Below are 24,222 nucleotides of genomic sequence, written 5' to 3'. Positions count from 1 at the left end.
ATGACCACATCCCCCTCCCCGTTCAAGACCGTCCGCGACCTCGTCCGCTACGCGGTGTCGCGCTTCTCGAAGGCGAAGCTCGCGTTCGGCCACGGCTCGGACAACGCGTTCGACGAAGCCGTCTATCTCGTGCTGCACACGCTGCATCTGCCGCTTGACACGCTCGAGCCGTTTCTCGACGCGCGCCTCGCGCCCGACGAGATCGACGCGGTGCTCGCCGTGATCGAGCGACGCGCGACCGAGCGCGTGCCCGCCGCGTACATCACGCACGAAGCGTGGATGCACGGCCATCGCTTCTACGTCGACGAGCGCGTGATCGTGCCGCGCTCGTTCATCGGCGAGCTGCTCGACGACGGCCTGCAGCCGTTTGTCGAAGATCCCGCGCTCGTCGGCTCGGTGCTCGAGCTGTGCACGGGCTCCGGCTGCCTCGCGATCCTCGCGGCGCTCGCGTTTCCGAACGCGAGCGTCGACGCGGTCGACCTGTCGGCCGACGCGCTCGAAGTCGCGAAGATCAATCGCGGCGACTACGGGCTCGACGAGCAGATCGCGCTCCATCACGGCGACCTGTATGCGCCGCTGCCGCCATCCAGGTCGCTCGATCCGGAGCAGCGCTACGACGTGATCATCACGAATCCGCCGTACGTAAACGCGGATTCGATGGCCGAGCTGCCCGCCGAGTACCGGCACGAGCCGGAGATGGCGCTCGCGGGCGGCGCGGACGGGATGGACATCGTGCGCCGCATCATCGGCGAAGCGCGCCGGTGGCTGAAGGACGACGGCGTGCTCGTCGTCGAGATCGGCAACGAGCGTGCGAACGTCGAGGCGGCGTTCGGCGGCCTCGATCTCGTTTGGCTGTCGACGAGCGCGGGCGACGACGGCGTGTTCCTGATCCACGCTAGCGACCTGCCCGCCGTCGCCGGCTGAAGCCGCGCTCGTCCGTGCGAGCCGGCCCGTCCGGTTCGTACGGAGTGGCCGCTCGCGCGCACGCTTCGGTAAGATGCGCGTAAGCGGCGCCCGGTCGCGGCGCGCCGCGTGGCCTCCTTCAGGAATCCAACGCGCTCATGACCCTCGATTGGCTCCATCTCGGCACCTTCATCGGCCTCGCGCACGTGCTCGGCGTGATCGCGGCCTGCCATGCGATCCTGAACACGCGCACGTCGCAAGGCGCGATCGCATGGGCGGTGTCGTTGACGGCGATGCCGTACCTGACGCTGATCCCGTATCTGTTCCTCGGCCGCAGCAAGTTCTCCGGCTACGTCGACGCGCGCCGCCACGAGACCGAGGCGCTGCGCACCCGCGCGCATCCGGCGCCGTGGGATGCAGAGGGCTCGACGCTCGGCGCGCCGAAGGAAGCGCTCGGCCTCGCGCGCGTGCGCGCGCTCACGCGCCTCGTCGGGATGCCGTTCGTCGCCGGCAACGCGGTGCGCACGCTCGTCAACGGCGACGCGACGTTCTCCGCGATCCTCGCGGCGATCGACGCCGCGCGCAGCTACGTGATCGTCCAGTTCTTCATCGTCCGCGACGATGCGCTCGGCGCGATGCTGCGCGATGCGCTGATCGCGCGCGCGCAAGCGGGCGTGCGCTGCTATCTGCTGTACGACAGCATCGGCAGCTTCGATCTGCCGTCGAGCTACGTGCACGCGCTGCGCGAAGGCGGCGTCGAAGTGCATCCGTTCGCGACCAACAAGCAGTTCGTCAACCGCTTCCAGCTCAACTTCCGCAACCACCGCAAGATCGTCGTCGTCGACGGCGAGCGCGCGTTCGTCGGCGGACACAATGTCGGCGTCGAATATCTCGGCGGCAATCCGCGGCTGTCGCCGTGGCGCGACACGCACATCGAGGTGCGCGGTCCTGCCGTCGCGAACATCCAGTACGTGTTCGCCGAGGACTGGCACTGGGCGACGCAGTCGCTGCCGCCGCAGGCGCCGCCGCCCGCGCCCGCTCCCGACGCCGACATGCACTGCCTCGTCGTGCCGATGGGTCCCGCCGACAAGCAGGAGACGGGTTCGCTCTTCTTCGCGGAGGCGATCAACGCGGCGCGCGAGCGCGTGTGGATCACGACGCCCTACCTCGTGCCCGACGAGGCGGTGATCTCCGCGCTGAAGCTCGCGGTGATGCGCGGCGTCGACGTGCGGGTGCTGATTCCGAGCCGGCGCGATCACTACGTCGTGTTCGAAGCGTCGAAGCTCTATGCGCGCGATCTCGTCGACGCGGGCGTGCGGATCTTCCGCTACCGGCCCGGGTTCCTGCATCAGAAGGTCGTGCTGATCGACCGCGCGGCGGCCGCCGTCGGCAGCGCGAACCTCGACAACCGCTCGTTCCGGCTGAATTTCGAGATCATGGTGCTGACGGTCGACGAAGGCTTCGCGACCGAAGTCGAAGCGATGCTCGAACGCGATTTCAACGATGCGTTCGAAGTGGATCTGAGCGAGTACCGACGCTCGCCCGCGTGGCGGCGCGTCGCGATGCATATCGCGCGGCTGTTCGCGCCGATTCTCTGACGGGCGCATAGCGCGCACGCGCGCGCCGTCGGCACCGCGCCTAAACCAACCTCGCCGGCCCGATTCCGGCCCGACAAATGACGGGGGCTTCCCGATGAAATGCGTGATGTTCTATCAGATGGCGCCGGACGGCCTCGGGAAGGCCGCCACGCTCCGCGCCGCGCACGTCGCGCGGCTGCGCGAATTCCATGCGCGCGGCGTGTTGCTGATGGCAGGTCCGTTCGCCGATCCTGCGCAAGGCGCGCTCGGCATCTTCGCGAGCCGTGAAGCGGCGGAAGAATTCGCGAGCGGCGATCCATTCGTGACGGGCGGCGTCGTGAGCAATTGGACGCTTCAGGAATGGCAGGAAGTGCTGACGTAGCCGCCCACCGCGGGGGGGAACATGCGCCGGCGCGCGCGTGGCGTCCACGACTGCTCGGATCGCGGCGCCGGAACGCGTTCCCTCATGGGCGAGCCGCCCCGCTCGCCCACTTCGCCGCATTCGAACGCGACATCATCGAACGCGATGTCCGCGGCGCCGACCGAAAATGCGCTCGTCGTGCGACCCGCTCGGACGCCGCACCGCTACACCATCGCGCCGGCGCGCCAGGAAGCGCAACCGGCCTTCATCGGCCGCCCGCCCTTTCAGCTCCGGCGCACCCGGCTCGCGCCGCGGCGCGCCGCCGCCCGGCTCAGAGCAGCTTCTCGACGTCCTCGGCGATATCGTCGGGCTTCGTCGACGGCGCGTAGCGCTTGACGATCTCGCCCTCCCGGCTCACGAGAAATTTCGTGAAATTCCACTTGATCGCCTTGAGGCCGAGAATGCCGGGCGCCTCCTCGGTCAGATAGCGGTACAGCGGATGCGCATTCGCGCCGTTCACGTCGATCTTCGCGAACATCGGAAACGTGACGCCGAAGTTCTTCTCGCAGAACGCGCCGATCTGCGACGCGTCGCCCGGCTCCTGCTTGCCGAACTGGTTGCACGGAAAGCCGAGCACGACGAGCCCGCGTTCGCGAAAGCGGTCGTACAGCTGCTGCAGCCCCCCGTATTGCGGCGTGAACCCGCACTCGCTCGCGGTGTTGACGATGAGGAGCACCTTGCCCCTGTACTGCTCGAGCGGCACCTCGCCGCCCGTGAGCGCCTGCGCGCTGAATGAATAAAGTTCCGACATCGGCTCGTTCCTCCCTGTTTTGATAGGGTCATGCTGTCCGCCGAAGTCTAGGCGAATTCGGCGCCGTGCGCACACTCCGCCATCCGGACGATCCCCCGCTCGCGGCTCGCAGTCTAGAATAGCGGTTTTTCCGAGCTTTTTTCGCCGTGATCCGTTTCAATCAGTTCAGCCTCGCCCGCGGCACGAAGCCGCTCTTCGACGCGACCTCGTTCACGCTGAATCCCGGCGAGAAAGCGGGCCTCGTCGGCGCGAACGGCGCCGGCAAATCGACGCTCTTCGCGGTGCTGCGCGGCGAACTGCACGCGGACGCGGGCGACTTCGCGATGCCGCCGTCGTGGCGCATCGCGCACGTGTCGCAGGAGACGCCCGCCGTCGATCGCAGCGCGCTCGACTACACGCTCGACGGCGACGCCGCGCTGCGCGCGATCGAGGCGCGCATCGCGCAAGCGTCCGCCGCGCACGACGGCGCAGCCGAAGCCGAAGCGCATGCGGCGTTCGCCGACGCCGACGGCTACACCGCGCCCGCGCGCGCCGAAGCGCTGCTGCTCGGGCTCGGCTTCACGCTCGCGCAGACGCGCGAAAGCGTCTCGAGCTTCTCGGGCGGCTGGCGGATGCGCCTCAATCTTGCGCAGGCGCTGATGTGCCGCTCCGACCTGCTGCTCCTCGACGAACCGACGAACCACCTGGATCTCGACGCGATCGTCTGGCTCGAAGACTGGCTGCATCGCTATCCGGGCACGCTCGTCGTCATTTCGCACGATCGCGAATTCCTCGACGCCGTCTGCAGCGTGACGCTGCACCTGGAAAACCGCCAGGTGAAGCGCTATGGCGGCAACTACTCGCAATTCGAAGTGCTGCGCGCGCAGCAGCTCGAGCTGCAGCAAAGCGCTTACGAGAAGCAACGGAAGACGATCGAACATCTGCAGAGCTTCATCGACCGCTTCAAGGCGAAGGCGACGAAGGCAAAGCAGGCGCAAAGCCGGATGAAGGCGCTCGAGAAGATGGAGTTGATCGCGCCCGCGCACGTCGCGTCGCCGTTCACGTTCGAGTTCCGCACGCCCGACTCCGCGCCGAACCCGATGCTCGTGATGGAGGACGTGCGCTGCGGCTATCTTGCTGACGACGGCGGCGAGATTCCGATCGTCGAGCGCGTCGCGCTGTCGATCCAGAACGGCCAGCGGATCGGCCTCCTAGGCGCGAACGGCCAAGGCAAGTCGACGCTCATCAAGACGCTCGCGAGCACGCTCGCGCCGCTCGCGGGCGACGTGCGCACCGGAAAGGGCCTGACGATCGGCTATTTCGCGCAGCATCAGCTCGAGACGCTGCGCCCCGACGATTCGGCGCTCGCGCACCTCGCGCGCCTCGCGCCCGACACGCGCGAGCAGGAGCTGCGCGATTTCCTCGGCGGCTTCAACTTCTCGGGCGACATGGCGACCGCGCCGATCGCGCCGTTCTCGGGTGGCGAAAAGGCGCGACTCGCACTCGCGCTCATCATCTGGCAGAAGCCGAATCTGCTGCTCCTCGACGAACCGACCAACCACCTCGATCTCGAGACGCGCCACGCGCTCACGATGGCGCTCGCGCAATTCGAAGGCACGCTGATCCTCGTGTCGCACGACCGCCACTTGCTGCGCGCGACGACCGACCAGTTCATGCTCGTCGCGAAGCACCGGCTGCAGCCGTTCGACGGCGATCTCGACGACTACCGCGACTGGCTGCTGCAGCACGCGGCCGAGCAGCGCGCGGCGGCGAAGGGCGATGCGGGCTCGGCGAGCGACGTCAACGGCGCGACCGCGGTCAACCGCAAGGATCAGAAGCGCCAGGAAGCGGAAGCGCGCCAACGGCTGTCGCAACTGAAGAAGCCGCTGCAGACGCGCATCGCGAAGATCGAGAAGGAAATGGAGCGGCTCCACGCCGAAAAGGCGGAGCTCGATGCGTTCGTCGCCGATCCGGCGACCTACGCGGCGGAACAGAAGGCGCACCTCACCGATGCGATCCGCAAGCTGGGCGACGTCAACGGCCGCATCGAAGCGCTCGAAGCCGACTGGCTCGGCGCGCAGGATGAACTGGAGAAAATCGGGTAACGCGAGCGGCGAGCGGCGAGCGGCGCGCCGATGTCGGATCGCGCCGACGCCCCGCAGTCGGAAATCAGCGCCGCGGCAGCGTGTCGCGCGGCATCTGCTCGTCGTCGACCATCAGATAGCGACGGCCTTCGAGCGGCCGGCGGATCATCGCATAGACTTCCGCCTCGGTCACGTTGACGGCGGCGACGCGGCGGGCGATCCGCCCGTCTCCGCTGACCCATTCGACGATCCGGCAACCGCCGCCCCACGGCGCGCCGATCGGCTCGGACACGCGGCAACCCCGCACGTTGTACGTGCGCTTTTGCGCACCTGAATGATGAGATCGTTTCAACACGCTTCCCTTTTTCCGCGTCATGCGGCAGACAACCTGGGCAAGCATAGAAAAAAACAGGCTGCAAAAGGGTTACATCAGCGTACCAAAACGTTACATGGTTTTACGCCCCCGATCGGAGCGCGAAAGGCGCGGGGCCGGAACCCGCCGGCTCGCCGCCGCGCTCATTCGAGCACGCGAATCTGGTCGATCGCCTGCTCGATCCGCTCGACCGCATGCACGCGAAGCCCGTCGATCGGCTGTTTCGGCGCATTCGCCTTCGGAATCAGCGCGGTCGTGAAGCCGAGCTTCGCCGCTTCGCGCAGGCGTTCCTGCCCGCGCGGCGACGGCCGGATCTCGCCCGCGAGCCCGACTTCGCCGAATACGATCAGACCCTTTGGCAACGGTTTGTTACGCATCGACGAATGAATCGCGAGCAGCACCGCGAGGTCGGCGGCCGGCTCGGTAATCTTGACGCCGCCGACCGCGTTCAGGAACACGTCCTGATCGAAGCACGCGATCCCCGCGTGCCGGTGCAGCACGGCGAGCAGCATCGCGAGCCGGTTCTGCTCGAGGCCGACCGCGAGCCGGCGCGGATTCGGCACGTTCGCGGTGTCGACGAGCGCCTGCACCTCGACGAGGAGCGGCCGCGTGCCTTCCTGCGTGACGAGCACGCACGAACCCGGCACGACCTCCGTGTGCTGCGACAGAAACAGCGCGGACGGATTCGCGACGCCGCGCAGGCCGCGCTCCGTCATCGCGAACACGCCAAGCTCGTTGACCGCGCCGAAGCGGTTCTTGAACGCGCGCACAAGGCGAAACGACGAATGCGTGTCGCCTTCGAAATACAGCACGGTATCGACGATGTGCTCGAGCACGCGCGGGCCCGCAAGGTTGCCCTCCTTCGTCACGTGCCCGACCATGATGATCGCGGTGCCCGATTGTTTCGCGATACGCGTCAATTGCGCCGCGCATTCGCGCACCTGCGCGACCGAGCCGGGCGCCGACGTCAGCGCTTCCGAATAAATCGTCTGGATCGAGTCGATGACCGCGACGTCGGGCCGCTCGGCGTCGATCGTCGCCTGGATCTTCTCGAGCTGGATTTCGGCAAGGAGCTTCAGATCGGCCGCGCTCGCGCCGCTGCCGTCGAGGAGCGCGAGCCGCTGCGCACGCAGTGCGATCTGCGCGCCCGATTCCTCGCCGCTGATATAGAGCGCCGGCCGCTCGCTCGCGATCTGCGCGAGCGACTGCAACAGCAGCGTCGACTTGCCGATCCCCGGATCGCCGCCGATCAGCACGACGCCGCCCGCGACGAGCCCGCCGCCCAGCACCCGGTCGAATTCGCCGATCCCGGTCGAAAAGCGCGGCACGTCGGCCGCCTCGATGTCCGCGAGCCGCTGCACCGGCGCCTGCTTCGCGAGCGACTTGAAGCGGTGCGCGGACGGCGAGCTCTCGACCGACTCGACGAGGGTGTTCCATGCCTGGCACGACGGGCATTGCCCCTGCCACTTCGGCGTCTGCCCGCCGCATTCGGTGCAGACGAATACCGTCTTTTGCTTCGCCACGCGCGCGCCCTTATTCAGCACGCACCGGCACGCGCGGCGCGACCGCGCACATCAGCTCGTAGCCGACCGTCCCGCATTGCGCGGCGACGTCGTCGATGGGGAGCGTCTCGCCCCACAGTTCGACGCGCGAGCCGACGCCCGCCTGCGGCACGGGCGTGAGGTCGACGGTGATCATGTCCATCGACACGCGGCCGACGATCCGCGTGCGCACGCCGTCGACGACGACGGGCGTGCCCTCGGGCGCGATTCGCGGATAGCCGTCCGCGTAGCCGCACGCGACGACGCCGATGCGCATCGTGTCCTGCGCGGCGAACATGGAGCCATAGCCGACCGTCTGCCCTTTCGCGAGCGTCTGCACGGCGATCAGCTCGGACGCGAGCGTCATCGTCGGCTTCAGCCCCTTGTCGGCGATGTCCGCCGAGCGCCCGGACGGCGACGCGCCGTACAGCATGATGCCGGGCCGCACCCAGTCGAAGTGCGTCGACGGGTGCCAGAGCACGGCGGCCGAGTTCGCGAGGCTGCGCGCGCCGGCGATCCCTTCCGCGCCGCGCTCGAACGTGGCAATCTGGTCGGCGACGCCGCGTTCGCTGTCGGCGTCCGAAAAATGGGTCATCAACGTGATCTGGCCGATGCCGGGGCATGCGCGCGCCCGCTCCCACGCGGCGCGGAACTTCTCCGGCGTGTAGCCGAGCCGGTTCATCCCGCTGTTCATCTTGAGCTGGACGTTGACGGGCTTCGACAGCCGCGCGGTTTCGAGCATCCGCATCTGCTCGTCGTTGTGCACCGCGGTCGTCAGGCTGTAGCGGTCGATCACGTCGATGTCGGTCGAGCGGAAGAAGCCTTCGAGCAGCAGGATCGGACCCGCCCAGCCGAGCTCGCGCAGCTTCACGGCCTCGTCGAGGTCGAGAAGGCCAAAGCCGTCGGTGCCGCGCAGCCCGGGAAAGACCCGTGCGAGGCCGTGCCCGTAGGCGTTCGCCTTGACGATCGCCCAGACCTTCGAGTGGGCGGCGTGGCGGCGCACGACGGTAAGATTGTTCGCGAGGGCTGCGGTGTGGATCGTGGCGGAAATCGGGCGCGGCATAGGAAATTTCAGTAAAGACGCTTGCGAATCATCAGCTTATCGCGCCTTTTGGGCGCGATGCGAACAATGCGCGGAACGTTCGGGGAATCTTGCTAGTCCGAATTGACGTATTTTCGTGATATAAAGCCGTGCGCACAACCCATTTCGAACGGAATAAGTCCGATTGCACGGCCCGCGCGGCCGAGCCGCCGCGAGGAAAGCATCGCTTCAGATGAAAAAAGGTTTTTACTCCATCATGGCCGCGCAGTTTTTCTCGTCGTTGGCCGACAGCGCTCTTCTCATCGCCGCAATCGCCCTGCTCAAAGATCTCCACGCGCCGAACTGGATGATACCGCTCCTGAAGCTGTTCTTCGTCCTGTCGTACGTGGTGCTCGCCGCATTCGTCGGCGCATTCGCCGATTCCCGCCCGAAAGGGCACGTGATGTTCATCACCAATTCGATCAAGGTCGTCGGCTGCCTCATCATGCTGGTCGGCGCGCACCCGCTCATCGCGTACGGGATCGTCGGCTTCGGCGCCGCCGCCTATTCGCCCGCGAAGTACGGCATTCTGACCGAGCTCCTGCCGCCCGAGCGGCTCGTCGCCGCGAACGGCTGGATCGAAGGCACGACGGTCGGCTCGATCATCCTCGGCACGGTGCTGGGCGGCGCGCTCATCAGCCCGAAGATCGCGTCGCACGTGATCGCGCACACGCCGCCTTCGATCAACACGCCCGCCGAAGCGGCGATGCTCGTCATCATGGCGATCTACGCCACGGCCGCGCTCTTCAATCTGCGCATCCCCGACACGGGCGCGCGCTATCCGAAGCAGCAGCACGGCCCGCTCAAGCTCGTCACCGATTTCGCCGACTGCTTCGTCACGCTCTGGCGCGACAAGCTCGGCCAGATCTCGCTCGCCGTCACGACGCTCTTCTGGGGCGCGGGCGCGACGCTGCAGTTCATCGTCCTCAAGTGGGCGGAAGTGTCGCTCGGCATGTCGCTGTCCGAAGGCGCGATCCTGCAGGCGGTGGTCGCGCTCGGCGTCGCGGCGGGCGCGATGATCGCGGCGAGCCAGATCCCGCTGCGCAAGTCGCTGACCGTGCTGCCGGTGGGCATCATCATGGGCATCGCGGTGATGCTGATGGCGTTCTACACGCGCGAGCTGTTCCCCGCGCACTGGGCGCTGCACATCGGGCGCATGCACGTGCCCGTCTACCTGCTCGTCGCGTACGTGTTCCTGATGTTCGTCGGCGCGCTGTCGGGCTTCTTCGTCGTGCCGATGAACGCGCTCCTCCAGCATCGCGGCCACGTGCTGCTGTCGGCCGGACATTCGATCGCGGTGCAGAACTTCAACGAGAACCTGTCCGTGCTCGTGATGCTCTGCCTGTATGCGGCGCTCGTGTGGCTCGACGTGTCGGTCGGCGTCGTGATCGTGCTGTTCGGCACGTTCGTCTGCCTGACGATGTGGCTCGTGATGCGGCTGCACGTCGCGAATCAGCGCCGCTTCGATTCGGTCGCCCTGATCGGCGAATCGAAACACTGATGCGCGGTGCGGGCGCGTATTCGCCGCGCCGCCGCCCGCGCCTTCCGCCCGCGTTTTTCATCGACGCATCCCGCCCATGACCCGACCGATTCCCAACGCGCTCACGATCGCCGGCTCCGACTCCGGCGGCGGCGCAGGCATCCAGGCCGACCTGAAGACCTTCTCCGCGCTCGGCGCGTACGGCGCGAGCGTGATCACCGCGCTCACCGCGCAGAACACGCGCGGCGTGACGGGCGTGCACGCGCCCGACGCAGGCTTCGTCGCCGCGCAGCTCGATGCCGTGTTCGACGACATCCGCATCGACGCGGTGAAGATCGGCATGCTCGCGAACGCGTCGATCGTGCGCACGGTCGCGGCGGCGCTCGCACGCTACGCGCCGCGCCACGTCGTGCTCGACACGGTGATGATCTCGAAGAGCTCGCACGCGCTCCTCGCGCCCGACGCGGTCGACGCGCTGCGCAACGCGTTGCTGCCGCTCGCCGATCTCGTCACGCCGAATCTGCCGGAAGCCGCCGAGCTGCTCGGCGTCGCGATCGCGACGACCGAGGACGAGATGGTGCGTCAGGGCGAAGCGCTCATCGCGCGCGGCGCGAAGGCGGTGCTGATGAAGGGCGGCCATCTCGGCGCCGAGCACGAGAGCCCGGACTGGCTGATTCACACGGGCGGCGCGCAGCGCTTCCCGGGCACGCGGCTGCCGGTCGCGAACACGCACGGCACGGGGTGCACGCTGTCGTCGGCGATCGCCGCGCTGCTGCCGCAGCGGCCGACGCTCGCGGACGCGATTGCCGACGCGAAAATCTATCTGACGGGCGCGATCGGCGCGAGCGGGCGGCTCGACGTCGGGCATGGCGTCGGGCCGGTCCATCATTTCTATCGGTGGTGGTGAGCGGGCCGCGATCGATGCAAAAGGCGCGGGAGGCGCGGCTTTCGCATCGCCCGGTGGCGGGTTCTCGCCGATCGGCGCGCCTGCCTCTCGTTTTTCACGCGCCGCACTGTGCCGTCGCGATAACGCGCGCGTCGCGCTCGGGCATCATGCTCGGATCGATCGGATCGCGCGCCGGTGCGACGTATTGCGCGCGCCGTGCGTCGCGGCGAGCGAGCGAGTCGTCGAGCACGGCTTCGACGCGCGCAAATAGGCAAATAGGCAAATAGGCGAACGAGCGTCGCGCATCTAGCGCTCGATAACGAGCACAAGCGTCGCGCGCAACTGGGCAACTGGATTCCGCACGAAGCGCTCCAGCGACCGGATGCCCGCCCCGCCCCCACCGCGCATCAACGCGCAGCAAACGCCGCCGCACGTTCCGGCCAATCGTCGGGCACGATGAAGCCGCGCGTGATTTCGCGCCACATCGCGTCGTCATCGCGCGCGAGCGCCGCGACGAGCGACGGCCCCGCCTGCTCCGCGACCTGCGCGAGAACCGCATCCGCCGCGAGCAGCGCACCAGGGCCCTGCGTCGCCGCCGCCTCGTCGATCGCGCGCGGCGCGAGCCACGCGAGACGCGGCAGCACCGCCCACGCGACGTCGCCCCGCTGCGCGCCGGCGAACGCCGGCCACGCGTCGCGCGTGACCCAGAAGCCGCGCGGATGATCGGCTCCGACTTCGGGCGGATCGGCGATCCCGCCGTTCGCCCGCGCGTCGCCCGCGCGATAGAACAGCCACCCTTTCACGAGCATCTGCGCGCGCCACGGCCCCGCGTGACCGAGCGACGCGAACTCGTCGCGCCGCGTCAGCAGCAGCTGATGATCAATGAGCCGCGCGCGCTTCAGATCGAAGCGGTCGGCAAGATTCGGTCCGACGAAGTCGACGAGCGATGCGGCGCCCGACGTCGCGACGCACAGATAGCATTTGACCGCGAGCTCCCAATGCAGGCGCTCGCCGCGCGCGGTCTCGATCAGGAAATCGCACTCGCCGAGCGTGCGGCCGTTGAGGCGCAGCGGCAGGTTCGCGGCGACGAGGCGCAGCGACGGCGCATGCCCGACGAAATAGCCGAGCAGGCATTCGGCGTAGCGGCCGAGCCGCACCGGCCGCGCCTGCGCGAGCGCGTCGTGCAGCGGCGCGGGCTGCGCGTCGAGCGCGACGAGCCACGCCGCCGTCCGCGCCGCATCGGCGACGCTTGCCCAAGGCTGCGCAAGCGGCGCGCCCGCCGACGGCGCGAGCAGGCTCGCGCTCGACAGCAGCCATGCGAGATCGCGCACGGCCGCGTCGCGCAAAGCGCTCAGCGGCACGGGCGACGCCGCGGCGTTCATTGCGGGTCGGCGGCGGGCGCGGCGTTCCGGTAGGCATCGTTCGCGAGGCACAGATCGGACCAGGCCTTCGCCTTGTCCTGCAGGCTGCGCAGCAGATACGCCGGATGGTACGTGACGATCACGGGCACGCCCTCGTATTGATGCACGCGCCCGCGCATCGAAGCGATGCTCGCGTCGGTCTTGAGGAGCGTCTGCGCGGCGAAGCGGCCGAGCGCGACGATCAGCTTCGGCTTCACGAGTGCGACCTGGCGCTGCAGATACGGCTCGCAGCGCGCGACTTCATCCGGCTCCGGATTGCGGTTGCCGGGCGGGCGGCACTTGATCACGTTCGCGATGTAGACGTTCTCGCCGCGCTTGAGCGCGAGCGCACGCAGCATGTTGTCGAGCAGCTTGCCCGCCTGGCCGACGAACGGCTCGCCCTGCTTGTCCTCGTTCTCGCCCGGCGCCTCGCCGATCAGCATCCAGTCCGCGCGCTCGTCGCCGACGCCGAACACCGTGTTCGTACGCTTCTCGCAGAGGCGGCAGCGCCGGCAGTCGGCGACTCGCGCGCGCAGCTCGTCCCAGCCGAGCTCGGCGACGGACGGCTCAGACGCGGCCGCGGGCTTCGCGGCGACGTCCGGCAGCGCGGGCTCGAACACCGGCTCGAGATCGAACCACGACGTGTCTTCGCCGGGTTCCGCCGTGTCCGGACCGTCGGCCCGTACGGATGGCGCGTGTGCCGATGCGGCGCTCGCGTTCGCCGCGGCACGCGGTGCGCCGGCTTCTTGCGGGAAGCCGGCGGAATCGGGCGAGCCGCCGCGCGTCGGCGCGCGCCGCTCGTCGCGCGCGGCTGGCTGCCCGGCCGCCATCGCACGCTCGACCATCGAATCGTGTACGCCCGGCGCGCTCTGCCCGGACGACGCAATCATCGCCTGCGCGTCGGCATCGGCCGCGACCGCTTGCACCTGTGCGTCGGCCGCCAGCGGCGCGCGCGCCGCGCGACCGCCAGCCGACGACGCCGGCTCGGCCGCATCCAGTGCGCGCGCCGCGGCACGCGTCGGCTCGGCGGCCGGCGCCGCCGCACCCGCGACGTCGCGCGCCTTCTCACGCGGCGCGCTTTCGCGCGCCGTGCCGTACGCGGCGTCGGACACCGCTTGCGCAGCCGCTGCCGCGCCGTGCCCCGCCGTCGTCGCGTCCTGCTGCACGTCCTCGGCGCGCGCGACCCCGCGCCGCACCCAGGCGGGCGCGAGCCCCAGCTCTTCGAGCGCCGCTTCAACCAACGCCATGCACGCCTCCTTCCTTCGTCAATGCGAGACGCATCACGATTGCGTCCTCCCGGCTCCGATGCTTGGCCGGATAGTAGTTCCTGCGCCGCCCGATCGACACGAAGCCGAAGCGCTCGTACAGATGAATCGCACGCGGATTCGACGGCCGCACTTCGAGCAGCACGCCGTCGAGCCGCTCGGCACGCGCGATCCGCACCGCCTCGCGCAGCAGCGCGAGGCCGACGCCCGAGCACTGCGCGGCGGGCGCGACGCACAGATTCAGCAGATGCATCTCGTCGACGACGGGCATCAGCACGCAATAGCCGACGAGCACGCCCGTCACGTGGCGCATGCAGACGCCGAAGTAGCCGTTGCGCAGCGAGTCCTCGAAATTGCCGCGCGACCACGGGAATTCGTACGCGGCGCGCTCGATCTCGACGACTTCGTCGAGATCGGCGTCCGTCATCGGCGTCAGATAACGATCGGTCATCAGCACGCCGCTCATCGGCCGCCTCCGTCAGCGCGCGCGGCGAGCCGCTCGGCGGTGGTCTGCGCGACCTTGTCGCGCACGTATTCGGGCGCCGCGCGATCGGCGGGCACGACACGGCCCGCGCGGTAGGCGCGCAGCGCGACGTGCGCGATCGGCAGCGCATGCGGAAGCGCATTCGAATCGATCGCCTGCGCGCGCGCGCAGGCGGGCAGGCGATCGCCGAACGCGTGCGCCGCATTGCCGGCGAGCACGAACGGCGCGTCGGGCACCCGCATGTCGGCGGGCGCGGCAAGCGACGCCGGCGCGATCTCGCGCCATTCGCCCGCCGCATCGTCCCACGCGTAGTCGGCCCAATAGACCTCGTCCATCCGCGCATCGAGCGCGGCGAGCACGCGCGTCACGCGGCCGGCCGCGTCGCCCGCGTTGAGCCGCGCCGCCTCCGCGCACGCGACGAGCGTGCCGACCGGCACGACGGGCAGCGCGCGCCCGAACGCGAGCCCTTGCACGACGCCCGTCGCGGTGCGCAGCCCGGTGAACGAGCCGGGGCCCGCGCCGAACGCGATCGCGTCGCAGTCGTCGAACGCGAGCCCCGCTTCGTCAAGCACCTCGCGCACGGCGGGCAGCACGCGCGTGCTCGACACGGCGCCCGTCCGCTCGTGGCGGACCCAGGTTCGGATGGAAGGAGCGTCGTCGGCCGCGGCGGCCGCGACGAGAAGCGCGACCGAGCAGAACTCGGTCGACGTGTCGATGGCGAGGAGCACTGTTTGCGTCATGGCCGACATTGTAATGCGACGCCCAGCCCGCACGGGCGATCCGGTCCGATTCGCGCGCGCTTTCGTGCGCGGATCGGTTTGGAAGGAACGCTCGACCCGCCGCCCGCCCTCGCTTGCTAAGATCGTCGGCCTGGAAAAGCCAGCCTGGAAACCTTACGGAGACACCCATGAGCGACATCACCGCCCAATTCGAGCAAGCGCAGATCGACGTGAAGCAGCTGACCGAGCGCCCCGGCAACCTGACGCTGCTGCGCCTCTACGCGCTCTTCAAGCAGGCGACCGACGGCGACGTGCACGGCGACAAGCCGGGCTTCACCGACATCGTCGGCAAGTACAAGTACGACGCATGGGACGCGCTGAAGGGCACGGCGAAGGACGATGCGAAAAAGCAATACGTCGAGCTCGTCGAATCGCTGAAGAACGGCACCGCGTCCTGACGCGGCGCACGCTGCGCGGCCGGTTCGCGAGCCCGCGCCGGCCGCGCCCGATCGTCGAGCGCGGCGCGCGCCGCCCGCAACGGGCGAAATCGATGCTGGCGCAGCGCAGCAAAAAAATGTAGAATGTGCGCTGCGCGTCGCGACGGGCGGCCTTTCCGGTTCATGCCGGCAGTCCTCTTCGCCAGCGTTCCATAGCGTTTCGCTCCAATCCAGTTTAGAACCTGTCCCTTCCTGCGTAGCCCCTTGCGGGCTGTCAAGTCTCAGGCTGGCGGCATGTGCATCGGTTGCACGCCGCACCCAAAACAGCTTCTAACGAAATTGTTGTCCGCACGTCCACGACATGCGGACAATCGCCACGTTTCCCGAATTGCTCGATGAATCCGTCGACTTGGGTATGCGCGATTGGCGCGGCGTTCAACCCACTGTGTTTCAAGGATTGACATGACTTCGAGCAATTCCCTCAGCCCGCTCACCGCGATCGTCGAACAGACGCTCGGCCTCGACGCCGCCGCACCGCAGCCCGCCGACGACGACCGCCGCGAGCCCGCGTCGGACGAACCGACGTTCGCGTCGCTCGGCCTGTCGCCTGAGATCGTCTCGGCGCTGCAAGCGGCCGGCTACGCGAAACCGACGCCCGTCCAGCAGCGCGCGATTCCGGCCGGCATCGCGGGCCGCGACCTGCTCGTGTCGAGCCCGACGGGCTCGGGCAAGACGGCTGCGTTCATGCTGCCCGCGATCGAGCGTTTCGCGCAGCTTCAAAAGACGCAGGCGCAGCAGCCGCGCGAACCGCAGCAAGGCGAGCGCCGCGGCCGCCGTCCGCAGCCCGTCGCGCGCCCCGGCCTCCTCGTCCTCACGCCGACGCGCGAACTCGCGATGCAGGTGACGACGGCCGCCTCGACGTACGGCAAGCACCTGCGCCGCCTGCGCACCGTCAGCATCCTCGGCGGCGTCGCGTACGGCCAGCAATTGATGCTGCTCGCGAAGAACCCCGAGATCCTCGTCGCGACGCCGGGGCGCCTGCTCGACCACCTCGAGCGCGGCCGCATCGATTTGTCCGAACTGAAGATGCTCGTCCTCGACGAAGCTGACCGCATGCTCGACATGGGCTTCATCGACGACATCGAAACGATCGTCGCCGCGACGCCCGCGACGCGCCAGACGATGCTGTTCTCGGCGACGCTCGACGGCAAGATCGGCTCGCTGACGGGCCGCCTGCTGAAGGATCCGGAACGCATCGAGATCCAGCAGCGCCTCGAGTCGCGCACGAACATCGCGCAAACGGTGCATTACGTCGACGACCGCGATCACAAGGATCGCCTGCTCGACCACCTGCTGCGCGACACCGCGCTCGACCAGGCGATCATTTTCACGGCGACCAAGATCGACGCCGACCAGCTCGCCGGCCGCCTCGCGGATGCGGGCTTCGAATCGGCCGCGCTGCACGGCGACCTGCCGCAGGGCGCGCGCAACCGCACGATCCGTGCGCTGCGCGAGCGCCGCGTGCGCGTGCTCGTCGCGACCGACGTCGCCGCGCGCGGCATCGACATCCCCGGCATCACGCACGTGTTCAACTACGACCTGCCGAAGTTCGCCGAGGACTACGTGCACCGGATCGGCCGCACGGGCCGCGCGGGCCGCTCGGGCACCGCGGTGAGCCTCGTCCATCACGCCGAGCAAGGCGCGCTCAAGCGGATCGAGCGCTTCGTGCGCGCGCCGCTGCCGGTGAACGTCATCGAAGGCTTCGAGCCGCGCAAGGCGCCGCCGCGCAACGATCGCGGCAACGGCCGCGGCCGTCCGGGCGGTAACGGCAACGGCGGCCGCCGGTTCGGCGGCAAGCCGGGCAGCGGCAACGGCGGCGGTCGCTCGGGCGGCTGGAGCGGCAAGCCGAGCGGCGGCAGCCGCGAAGGCTACGGCGCGCGCCGCGGTGACGGCCAGCGCGGCGGCCCGCGACGCGGCAATTCGGCGGCGTAAGCGGCCGCCCGGGGGCATGCCCGCGATGCGGGCGTCGCCCCTTCCCCTCCTCGAGAACCGGCGCATATGCGCCGGTTTTTGTTTGCGCTCGAGATTTCACGATGCGAAAAAATCTTTTGCGTCGTAAAAAATCATGTTGCGTGGCACAACCGAGACCATTGCAGCATAGAAAACCGCATTCCACAATAAGAAATTCAAGGCACAAGCAATTGATTTATATAAAATAATTTTTTTACAGCTTCGTGAAAAAGCCCTGTCTCGACGCAGTCGATTTGCCTAAACTCTTATACAAGACTTCACGAACCGAATCGCCGAATCCGAACCGCGCGGCCCGTTTCGTGAAATCACAGATTTCTTCTCTTCAGGCAACGACCACTCAAGGAGTACGCATCATGTCGCGTCAACAACAGGCTCAGGAACTGCAAAAGCAATGGGAAACCGATCCGCGCTGGAACGGCATCAAGCGCGCGTACACGGCTGAAGACGTCGTGCGCCTGCGCGGCTCGATCCAGGTCGAGCACACGCTCGCGAAGCGCGGCGCGGAAAAGCTGTGGAACCTCGTGAACAACGAGCCGTTCGTCAACGCGCTCGGCGCGCTGACGGGCAACCAGGCGATGCAGCAGGTGAAGGCCGGCCTCAAGGCGATCTATCTGTCGGGCTGGCAAGTCGCGGGCGACGCGAACGTCGCGGGCGAAATGTACCCGGACCAGTCGCTGTACCCGGCGAACTCGGTGCCGCTCGTCGTCAAGCGCATCAACAACACGCTGACGCGCGCCGACCAGATCCAGTGGTCGGAAGGCAAGAACGAAGGCGACGAAGGCTACGTCGATTTCTTCGCGCCGATCGTCGCTGACGCGGAAGCCGGCTTCGGCGGCGTGCTGAACGCGTTCGAGCTGATGAAGGCGATGATCGAAGCGGGCGCGTCGGGCGTCCACTTCGAAGACCAGCTCGCTTCGGTGAAGAAGTGCGGCCACATGGGCGGCAAGGTGCTCGTGCCGACGCGCGAAGCGGTGGCGAAGCTGTCGGCGGCGCGTCTCGCGGCCGACGTGATGGGCACGCCGACCGTGCTGGTCGCGCGGACCGACGCCGAAGCGGCCGACCTGATCACGTCCGACGTCGACGACAACGACAAGCCGTTCCTGACGGGCGAGCGCACGGTCGAAGGCTTCTTCCGCACGAAGCCGGGCCTCGAGCAGGCGATTTCGCGCGGCCTCGCGTACGCGCCGTACGCCGACCTGATCTGGTGTGAAACGGGCAAGCCGGATCTCGAGTACGCGAAGAAGTTCGCGGAAGCGATCCACAAGCGGTTCCCGGGCAAGCTGCTGTCGTACAACTGCTCGCCGTCGTTCAACTGGAAGAAGAACCTCGACGACGCGACGATCGCGAAGTTCCAGAAGGAACTCGGCGCGATGGGCTACAAGTTCCAGTTCATCACGCTGGCCGGCTTCCACGCACTCAACTACTCGATGTTCAACCTCGCGCACGGCTATGCCCGCACGCAGATGAGCGCGTTCGTCGAGCTGCAGCAAGCCGAGTTCGCGGCGGCCGACAAGGGCTTCACCGCGGTCAAGCACCAACGCGAAGTCGGCACGGGCTACTTCGACGCGGTGACGCAGACGGTCGAGCGCGAAGCGTCGACGACCGCGCTGCACGGTTCGACCGAAGACGAACAGTTCTTCGACGGCCAGAAAGTCGCCTGACCTCCGACGGGCGCAGGCGCGCCGCGCGGCCACGAGCCGCCGCGGCGCGCATCCGGCAAGACCAAGACCCTATCAGGAAGAATTCACCCGTCGCGCGCATGGTTGCGCCATGCCTGCCCAGGTGCGCGGCGTCTCGCGACGTCGCTGACATTGAAGCGCGCCGGTCCCTGCCCGGCGCGCCTATTTTTTTTCGCGTGCGCATCGCGGCCGTTCGTCCGGCCGCGCGCGGCACGCTATCGATAGACGATCACGGGAATCTTCGTATGGGTCAGCACGCGCTGCGTCTCGCTGCCGATCAACAGGCTGCCGAGCCCGCGCCTGCCGTGCGACGCCATGAAGATCACGTCGCAGCCGCCCCGCTCGGCGGCCTCGATGATGCCGAGATACGGCGAGGGATGCACGCTCGTGGACGACTCGCACGCAACGCCCGCGCGCCGCGCAGCCGCCTCGACCTCGGCCAGATGCGCGCGCGCCTCGCGCTCGCTGCGCTCGCGAAAATCGGCGGGCGGCTCGATCACGACTTCGGAAAACGGCGAGTACGGATATTGCGGCAGGCACGCGTAGGCCGTCACGCGCGCGCCGACCGCCTGCGCGAGATCGATCGCGCCGTCGATCGCTTTCCTCGACAGCTCGGACCCGTCGGTCGGAACCAGGATGTGCTTGAACATGGCGACCTCCGTCGGCAACTGCGGCGCGTCCGGACGCGGGCGTACCCGCGACGGGCGGCCGATGCCGGGCTGCCCGCGCGGACGCTGTGTGATTCGATTGTAGTGCGCGAAATCGCGCCGCCGCACGCGCTAGAGGGTTCGCCCTCATATCGGAAACGTGCGCAATCGCACGCCGGCGCCATGCCAGTCGATGCGGCGCGCGCGGCCGCCTTGCGCGCTGCGACCACGTCAGCCCCAGTAGCCGGGCCGCTCGTACGTATGCTTCAGGAAATCGAGAAAGAGCCGGACCCTGAGCGGCAAGTGCCGGCGCTGCGGGAACACCGCGTGAATGCCGATCGGCGGCGCGGCGAATGCGTCGAGCACGCTCACGAGCCGGCTTCCCGCGATGTCGGCGCCGACCTCCCACCACGAGCGCCACGCGAGCCCGTGCCCGTCGAGGCACCATTCGTGCAGCACCGCCCCGTCCGAACATTCCATCGTGCCCGACACGCGGATCGACACGACCTTGCCGTCATCGACGAACGCCCAGCCGCGCTGCTGGTTCGCGTTCGCCGCGAGCGCGAGACAGTTGTGGCGCGCGAGATCGGCGAGCGTCTCGGGCGTGCCCGCGCGCGCGAGATAGGCGGGCGACGCGACGCACACGCGCCGATTCTCGCCGAGCTTGAGCGACACGAGCGACGAGTCGGGCAACTCGCCCAGGCGCACCGCGCAATCAAAGCCCTCGTTGACGAGATCGACCATCCGGTCGGACAGATCGAGCGTGACCGACACGTCCGGATGCGCGCCGGTGAACGCGGGCACGAGCGGCGCGACGTGGCGCCGGCCGAAGCCCGCGGGCGCCGACACGCGCAAGTGCCCGCTCGCCTTCACGCCGCCCGCCGACACGCTCGCCTCGGCGTTCTGCATGTCGTTGATGATCCGCTGGCAATCCTCGAGGAACGCCGAGCCTTCGAACGTCAGCGTGAGCTTTCGGGTCGTGCGCACGAGAAGCTTCACGCCGAGCCGCTCCTCGAGCGCGTCGAGCCGGCGGCCGATGATCGCGGGCGCGACCCCTTCCGCGTGGGCGGCCGCCGACAGGCTGCCTTTGGCGGCGACCGCGGCGAACGTTTCGATTTGTTTGAAGCGATCCATCCCGTGTGCGGACGGCACGCGCCGCCCGCCCCGTTGAGCATGAAAGCGCTCCAGATTAGATATCGAAAAGTAAAAGATCAAGTGATGATTACTGTCTTTTTTAGTTCAAGCCATCACTAATAGAATCGACTTCGACCTTTGAACGTGGAGCGCAACGTCATGCCCGGCACCCCGCCCGCCTTCCCGAAGGCGATTCTCTTCGACGCGTATGGCACGCTGTTCGACGTGCACGCGGTCGTTGCCGCGGCGGAGCAGATGTTTCCCGGCCGCGGCGAGTCGCTGTCGCAGCTCTGGCGGCGCAAGCAGATCGAATACTCGCAGCTGCGCACGCTCGCCGATCCGGCTGGCGCGCGCTATCGGCCGTTCTGGGACGTGACGCTCGACGCGCTGCGCTTCGCCGCGCGCGCGCTCGGCCTCGCGCTGTCCGCCGCCGCCGAAAAGCGGCTGATGGACGAATACGCCTGCCTGTCGACGTACCCGGACACGGCGCCGACGCTGCGTGCGCTGCGCGCGCGCAAGACGCCGCCGAAGCTCGCGATCCTGTCGAACGGCAATCCGCAGATGCTCGACATCGCGGTCAAGAGCGCCGGGATGAACGGCCTCTTCGATCGCGTGCTGTCCGTCGACGCAGTCCGCGCGTACAAGCCGTCGCCCGCCGCGTACGCGCTCGGCACGGCGGCGTTCGACGCGGCGCCCGCCGACATCGTGTTCGTTTCGTCGAACGGCTGGGACGTCGCGGGCGCCGGCTGGTTCGGCTACCGGACCTTCTGGCTGAACCGCACGGGCGCGCCGTTCGAGGAGCTCGGCGCGCCGCCCGCGGGCACGGGCGCCGGCATGAACGACCTGCTCGCCTTTCTCGATTCGCCGCCCGCCGCGAAGCCTGCCGGGCGCGCGCGCCCGGCTCCGGGCGCCTGACGCGGCGCGCCGCCCGTTTTCACCGTAACTGCACCACTGACGTAACTGACCGACCAAGGAGAAACTGATGACCACGACGCTGAAGCTGCCGCAAGGCATGGCGATCACGGGCGAGATCAAGCCCGGTTACGAAGCGATTCTCACGCCTGAAGCGCTCGAACTCGTCGCGAAGCTGCATCGCCTGTTCGAGCCGCGCCGCCGCGAGCTGCTGGCCGCGCGCGTCGAGCGCACGAAGCGCCTCGACGCCGGCGAGCGCCCCGATTTCCTCGCCGAGACGAAATCGATCCGCGAAGGCGACTGGAAGGTCGCGCCGCTGCCCGCCGACCTGCAATGCCGCCGTGTCGAGATCACGGGCCCGGTCGAGCGCAAGATGATCATCAACGCGCTGAACTCGGGCGCGGATTCGTACATGACGGACTTCGAGGATTCGAACGCGCCGAGCTGGACGAACCAGATCGACGGCCAGATCAACCTGCGCGACGCGGTGCGCCGCACGATCTCGCTCGAGCAGAACGGCAAGTCGTACAGGCTCAACGACAAGATCGCGACGCTGATCGTGCGTCCGCGCGGCTGGCATCTCGACGAGAAGCACGTGACGGTCGACGGCGAGCGCGTGTCGGGCGGCGTCTTCGACTTCGCCCTCTTCCTGTTCCACAACGCAAAGGAACAGCTCGCGCGCGGCTCGGGCCCGTACTTCTATCTGCCGAAGATGGAAAGCCACCTGGAGGCGCGCCTCTGGAACGACATCTTCGTCGCCGCCCAGGAAGCAGTCGGCATCCCGCGCGGCACGATCCGCGCGACCGTGCTGATCGAGACGATCCTCGCCGCGTTCGAGATGGACGAGATCCTCTACGAGCTGCGCGAGCACAGCTCGGGCCTGAACGCCGGCCGCTGGGACTACATCTTCTCGGCGATCAAGAAGTTCAAGAACGACCGTGAGTTCTGCCTCGCCGATCGCTCGAAGATCACGATGACGGTGCCTTTCATGCGCGCGTACGCGCTCTTGCTGCTGAAGACCTGCCACAAGCGCAACGCGCCCGCGATCGGCGGGATGAGCGCGCTGATCCCGATCAAGAACGATCCGGAAGCGAACGACAAGGCGATGGCGGGCGTGCGCGCGGACAAGGCGCGCGACGCCGGCGACGGCTACGACGGCGGCTGGGTCGCGCACCCGGGCCTCGTGTCGCTCGCGATGGAAGAGTTCGTTAAGGTGCTCGGCGACAGGCCGAACCAGATCGGCAAGCAGCGCGACGACGTGCGGATCGAAGGCAGGAACCTGCTCGACTTCCAGCCGGAAGCGCCGATCACCGAAGCGGGCCTGCGCAACAACATCAACGTCGGCATCCACTACCTCGGCTCGTGGCTCGCGGGCAACGGCTGCGTGCCGATCCACAACCTGATGGAAGACGCGGCGACGGCCGAGATCTCGCGCTCGCAGGTCTGGCAGTGGATCCGCTCGCCGAAGGGCGTGCTCGACGACGGCCGCAAGGTCACGGCCGAGCTCGTGCGCGAATACGCGAAGGTCGAGCTCGATAACGTGAAGAAGGTGGTCGGCGGCGACACGGCGCCTTACGACCGTGCCGCGGTGATCTTCGAGCAGATGTCGACGTCGGAGAACTTCACCGAGTTCCTGACGCTGCCGCTCTACGAAGAGATCTGAGCGGACGGAGGCGGCGCGCGCAGACGTGATGCGCCGCCGCTTTCGTGCATCGATCGTTTCGGCGGCGCTTGCCGGCCGCTGAAGCCGTAAAAGCAAAAGGCGCCCTCGAGGCGCCTTTTGTCGTCGATCGTTGGCTTAAAGCTCCTTGCCGCCGAGGCATTCGCTCGGCGTAGCGGCATCGTCAGGCATCACGCATTGGCGCTCGCCGTTCGTCCTTTCTCTTTCGACAACACCGGCCGTTGATCGTCGACGGTCGAGCGTTGACAGCCGGCTTTCGCGCGCCGCGCGGCTCGCACGCCACAGCGCCAATCGCGCATCGCATGCGCGCCCCGCCCGCCGCATCACGCGACACGCGCGCGGCGATGCTGCACCCAATCGCCCGACTCGATCCGCGGCTTGTCCGCAACCGAATGCGCGGCGACCGGATAGTACAGGCACTCGTACCGGCGCCCGCCGAGCTCGACCAATGCCTGCTGCTGCACGAACAGCCCCTCGATGCCCGGATAGACCTCCTCGATCTCGTCGAGCACCGGCACGAGCGCTTCGTCGATCGCATAGACGTCGCCCCAGACGAGATCGCGCCCGCTCTCGGCGACCATCCCCGGATAGCTGCCGAAGTCGTACAGCCGCCCCGACACCGCCACGGCGCCAATCAGCATCGGCGCCGCGATGCCGTGCCTCGCCGCCGCGCGGCCGATATCGTTGATCTCGCCCGCCCTCAGGGTCCCGTAGCAGAATATGTAGCGCATCGCATTTCCTTCGTCGTTTCAGTCGT

At 68.2% G+C, this 24,222-nt stretch carries 22 protein-coding genes; 11 read left to right on the top strand and 11 right to left on the bottom strand.

All coding sequences use genetic code 11. The features are described 5' to 3' along the window. The 3 genes from prmB (at nucleotide 1) to BG90_RS14720 (ending at nucleotide 2,862) form a co-directional block, all read left to right on the top strand. Nucleotides 1-924 carry a 50S ribosomal protein L3 N(5)-glutamine methyltransferase gene (gene prmB / locus BG90_RS14730; RefSeq protein ID WP_010104659.1) on the top strand — a complete coding sequence of 308 codons (924 nt, stop codon included), beginning with the start codon at nucleotides 1-3 and terminating at the stop codon, nucleotides 922-924. A 137-nt stretch (nucleotides 925-1,061) separates the two neighbouring features. Then, nucleotides 1,062-2,501 carry a cardiolipin synthase gene (cls, locus tag BG90_RS14725; protein ID WP_010104660.1) on the top strand — a complete coding sequence of 480 codons (1,440 nt, stop codon included), beginning with the start codon at nucleotides 1,062-1,064 and terminating at the stop codon, nucleotides 2,499-2,501. Between the two features lie 106 nt (nucleotides 2,502-2,607). After that, on the top strand, nucleotides 2,608-2,862 hold the full coding sequence (locus tag BG90_RS14720; RefSeq protein WP_232238999.1) for a YciI family protein: 255 nt from the start codon (nucleotides 2,608-2,610) through the stop codon (nucleotides 2,860-2,862). Nucleotides 2,863-3,172: 310 nt separating this feature from the next. Here BG90_RS14720 and BG90_RS14715 read toward each other — a convergent pair whose 3' ends face one another. Next, complete coding sequence (locus BG90_RS14715) at nucleotides 3,173-3,652, bottom strand: glutathione peroxidase (RefSeq protein WP_010104664.1); 480 nt, start codon at nucleotides 3,650-3,652, stop codon at nucleotides 3,173-3,175. Between the two features lie 146 nt (nucleotides 3,653-3,798). Here BG90_RS14715 and BG90_RS14710 point away from each other — a divergent pair, with 146 nt between their 5' ends. Continuing rightward, nucleotides 3,799-5,736, top strand: a complete 1,938-nt coding sequence (locus tag BG90_RS14710; protein ID WP_010104666.1) for an ATP-binding cassette domain-containing protein — start codon at nucleotides 3,799-3,801, stop codon at nucleotides 5,734-5,736. A gap of 64 nt (nucleotides 5,737-5,800) precedes the next feature. On the opposite strand, the gene BG90_RS14705 is transcribed toward BG90_RS14710, so the two are convergent. The 3 genes from BG90_RS14705 to alr all read right to left on the bottom strand — a co-directional run bounded on the left by BG90_RS14705 (nucleotide 5,801) and on the right by alr (nucleotide 8,692). Then, nucleotides 5,801-6,067: a DUF2866 domain-containing protein gene (locus BG90_RS14705; RefSeq protein WP_010104668.1), complete on the bottom strand. Its 267-nt coding sequence runs from the start codon at nucleotides 6,065-6,067 to the stop codon at nucleotides 5,801-5,803. A gap of 164 nt (nucleotides 6,068-6,231) precedes the next feature. Then, the gene (radA, locus tag BG90_RS14700; RefSeq protein WP_010115959.1) at nucleotides 6,232-7,611 is read right to left on the bottom strand and encodes a DNA repair protein RadA; all 1,380 of its coding nucleotides are present in this window, start codon (nucleotides 7,609-7,611) and stop codon (nucleotides 6,232-6,234) included. Between the two features lie 10 nt (nucleotides 7,612-7,621). Next, the gene (gene alr / locus BG90_RS14695; RefSeq protein ID WP_010104672.1) at nucleotides 7,622-8,692 is read right to left on the bottom strand and encodes an alanine racemase; all 1,071 of its coding nucleotides are present in this window, start codon (nucleotides 8,690-8,692) and stop codon (nucleotides 7,622-7,624) included. A 211-nt stretch (nucleotides 8,693-8,903) separates the two neighbouring features. Between alr and lplT the strand changes: the two genes are divergently transcribed. Both lplT and thiD read left to right on the top strand, forming a co-directional pair. Further along, a complete protein-coding gene (gene lplT, locus BG90_RS14690; protein ID WP_025989887.1) occupies nucleotides 8,904-10,211 on the top strand; it encodes a lysophospholipid transporter LplT in 1,308 nt (435 codons plus the stop codon). A 76-nt stretch (nucleotides 10,212-10,287) separates the two neighbouring features. After that, nucleotides 10,288-11,097: a bifunctional hydroxymethylpyrimidine kinase/phosphomethylpyrimidine kinase gene (thiD, locus tag BG90_RS14685; protein WP_010115962.1), complete on the top strand. Its 810-nt coding sequence runs from the start codon at nucleotides 10,288-10,290 to the stop codon at nucleotides 11,095-11,097. Between the two features lie 386 nt (nucleotides 11,098-11,483). On the opposite strand, the gene BG90_RS14680 is transcribed toward thiD, so the two are convergent. Genes BG90_RS14680 through tsaB form a run of 4 tightly spaced genes read right to left on the bottom strand, consistent with a single transcriptional unit; the run spans nucleotide 11,484 to nucleotide 14,974 of the window. Beyond that, nucleotides 11,484-12,458 (bottom strand): DUF1853 family protein, encoded by a 975-nt coding sequence (locus tag BG90_RS14680; protein WP_010115965.1) that lies wholly within the window; start codon nucleotides 12,456-12,458, stop codon nucleotides 11,484-11,486. Continuing rightward, nucleotides 12,455-13,723 (bottom strand): uracil-DNA glycosylase, encoded by a 1,269-nt coding sequence (locus BG90_RS35100; protein WP_045568192.1) that lies wholly within the window; start codon nucleotides 13,721-13,723, stop codon nucleotides 12,455-12,457. Before BG90_RS35100 ends, BG90_RS14680 begins: the two co-directional genes overlap by 4 nt. Beyond that, nucleotides 13,710-14,207, bottom strand: coding sequence for a ribosomal protein S18-alanine N-acetyltransferase (rimI, locus tag BG90_RS14670; RefSeq protein WP_010104696.1), 498 nt, complete (start codon nucleotides 14,205-14,207; stop codon nucleotides 13,710-13,712). The genes BG90_RS35100 and rimI overlap by 14 nt, the downstream gene beginning before the upstream one ends. After that, entirely contained in the window at nucleotides 14,204-14,974 is a 771-nt protein-coding gene (gene tsaB, locus BG90_RS14665; protein ID WP_038801979.1) for a tRNA (adenosine(37)-N6)-threonylcarbamoyltransferase complex dimerization subunit type 1 TsaB, read from the bottom strand. Before tsaB ends, rimI begins: the two co-directional genes overlap by 4 nt. Nucleotides 14,975-15,132: 158 nt before the next feature. Here tsaB and BG90_RS14660 point away from each other — a divergent pair, with 158 nt between their 5' ends. The 3 genes from BG90_RS14660 (at nucleotide 15,133) to aceA (ending at nucleotide 19,073) form a co-directional block, all read left to right on the top strand. Next, entirely contained in the window at nucleotides 15,133-15,402 is a 270-nt protein-coding gene (locus BG90_RS14660) for an acyl-CoA-binding protein (protein ID WP_010104699.1), read from the top strand. 441 nt (nucleotides 15,403-15,843) lie between these two features. Continuing rightward, complete coding sequence (locus BG90_RS14655) at nucleotides 15,844-17,373, top strand: DEAD/DEAH box helicase (protein ID WP_010104705.1); 1,530 nt, start codon at nucleotides 15,844-15,846, stop codon at nucleotides 17,371-17,373. A gap of 392 nt (nucleotides 17,374-17,765) precedes the next feature. Further along, entirely contained in the window at nucleotides 17,766-19,073 is a 1,308-nt protein-coding gene (gene aceA, locus BG90_RS14650; protein ID WP_010104709.1) for an isocitrate lyase, read from the top strand. 233 nt (nucleotides 19,074-19,306) lie between these two features. Here the strand turns inward: aceA and BG90_RS14645 are convergent, their stop codons facing one another. Further along, nucleotides 19,307-19,741: a universal stress protein gene (locus tag BG90_RS14645; protein WP_010104711.1), complete on the bottom strand. Its 435-nt coding sequence runs from the start codon at nucleotides 19,739-19,741 to the stop codon at nucleotides 19,307-19,309. Nucleotides 19,742-19,969: 228 nt separating this feature from the next. Next, nucleotides 19,970-20,872 (bottom strand): LysR family transcriptional regulator, encoded by a 903-nt coding sequence (locus BG90_RS14640; RefSeq protein ID WP_010104713.1) that lies wholly within the window; start codon nucleotides 20,870-20,872, stop codon nucleotides 19,970-19,972. A 138-nt stretch (nucleotides 20,873-21,010) separates the two neighbouring features. Here BG90_RS14640 and BG90_RS14635 point away from each other — a divergent pair, with 138 nt between their 5' ends. Together BG90_RS14635 and aceB are read left to right on the top strand one after the other, a co-directional pair. After that, a complete protein-coding gene (locus BG90_RS14635) occupies nucleotides 21,011-21,787 on the top strand; it encodes a haloacid dehalogenase type II (protein WP_010115972.1) in 777 nt (258 codons plus the stop codon). Between the two features lie 67 nt (nucleotides 21,788-21,854). After that, nucleotides 21,855-23,447, top strand: coding sequence for a malate synthase A (gene aceB / locus BG90_RS14630; protein WP_010104717.1), 1,593 nt, complete (start codon nucleotides 21,855-21,857; stop codon nucleotides 23,445-23,447). A 341-nt stretch (nucleotides 23,448-23,788) separates the two neighbouring features. On the opposite strand, the gene BG90_RS14625 is transcribed toward aceB, so the two are convergent. Further along, complete coding sequence (locus BG90_RS14625) at nucleotides 23,789-24,196, bottom strand: gamma-glutamylcyclotransferase family protein (RefSeq protein ID WP_010104719.1); 408 nt, start codon at nucleotides 24,194-24,196, stop codon at nucleotides 23,789-23,791. Nucleotides 24,197-24,222 lie beyond the last annotated feature (26 nt).

Origin of the sequence: Burkholderia oklahomensis C6786 (assembly GCF_000959365.1) — a bacterium.
Lineage (GTDB): Bacteria > Pseudomonadota > Gammaproteobacteria > Burkholderiales > Burkholderiaceae > Burkholderia > Burkholderia oklahomensis.
The sequence above is the reverse complement of the archived record's forward strand: the minus strand, read 5'-3'. Positions and strand labels throughout refer to the sequence as shown.